This window comes from Methanosarcina sp. (assembly GCF_049706645.1).
Lineage (GTDB): Archaea > Halobacteriota > Methanosarcinia > Methanosarcinales > Methanosarcinaceae > Methanosarcina.
In genome coordinates this window covers 1-1,445 of the sequence record NZ_JBNAKP010000070.1, presented here as the reverse complement: position 1 = coordinate 1,445, position 1,445 = coordinate 1, and the positions used below count along the sequence as shown (strand labels likewise).

Below are 1,445 nucleotides of genomic sequence, written 5' to 3'. Positions count from 1 at the left end.
GATGATCCCGTACTACTGCACTCTTCGTGCTTGGCGACGTCTCCAGCTCTTTTAATTTCCTGTCTTTTCTACCTGATATTGGTGCAGCCTCATTATCATCTTCAAGATATCTTCTTCTTTTCAGTCGATTATTCTTGATTTGTATTTTCTTTAAATCATTTATTGATTTTTGCTTCTCCATGGCCCTGTCCCTGTTCTCCTGATCAATGGTTACATCATATTTCCGACCTGACTTCAATACACCGTATATGACTCTTAATAACCTGTGCATCAATACTCCCATGGCAAAATAGTGATTCTTTCCCATTCCCCTGAACCTCTTGTAAAGCTGACTCATTACCGGGTCCCATCTAAGACCGGTAAGTGATGACATGTAAAGTGATGCCCTGAGTGTCTTGCGTCCTTTCTTTGACATGTGGTTACCTGATGTACCATCACCACTCTGTCTAAATTCAGGATTAACCCCAAAATAAGCAACCATCTGTTTTACTGTGCTGAACCGGTTAATGTTCTCTATTTCAAATAATATCAAGATAGCTGTAGGTATTCCTATCCCTTTTATTGAAGTTAAAAGTTGAACGTATTCATGAGTACCGTACTTCTCTACCAGGTGTTCTTCTATCTCTTCTATTCTATCTTTCTTGTGAAGTATCTCGCTTACCGTGTTTTTAATCACGAATGAGATATCAGCAGAAGACTTCGACTTATTTACTTCAACCCTCTTTAACAATGCCGATGCACGAGCTGCACTTATGCCCTTGATCTTTACAAGCTTACTAGCGCCCGCCTTATTAATCGCCTCGGCTGTAGGATACTTTTCTAGTACCCTCAGTAGCCATAAGGGCATTCCTCTCTTGCAGTAAAATAACAGCTCAGATGATGATTGATAGATTATTTTCTCTAGTTGATTCTTTAGCTGGGTTTCTTGTTTTACCAGCATCTTGTAAAAGGTATAGATGCTTCTCTCGTCTTGAAAAGTAAGATCCAGGCTCTTGTTACTAAAATCAATCTTTGCCTTGTAGCTTGCAAGGTAAGTTGCAATATTAACAGCACTGGTTTCATCTGTGGTCGAGCGATTTAAAGATGCCTTGCTTATACCCTTGATGGATACAGGATTTACCCTTGCAACCTTTAAATTATACCTTGTTGCAAGGGATAACAAGTGAACATGCCAATTCCTCTCATATCCGCCAGTGCTTTCCAACCCGCAGTAAATGGTTAAACCAGGTATCAACATGAAGTACTTGGCAACAAGTTGCTCGAGAATATCTCGTCCTCTAGTTGTGTCATCTAGTTGAATGAAATCCTCAACAGTTTCCTGGTTCTCATTTACCAGGATAAAATCAGCATAACCCTTGCTAACATCAATTCCTAAAAAGTACTCTTTACTCATGTAATAATTAAGTGTTTAAAATTAAATCAAGCATCGTTCAAGCTTATCTAAT

Annotated in this window: 1 protein-coding gene; it reads right to left on the bottom strand. The window is 39.0% G+C overall.

Annotated elements, in window-relative coordinates; all coding sequences use genetic code 11:
- The coding region (locus tag ACPK8D_RS16715) for an IS110 family transposase (RefSeq protein ID WP_424718987.1) at positions 1-1,393 on the bottom strand (1,393 nt) is incomplete at its 3' end.
- Positions 1,394-1,445: the final 52 nt, after the last annotated feature.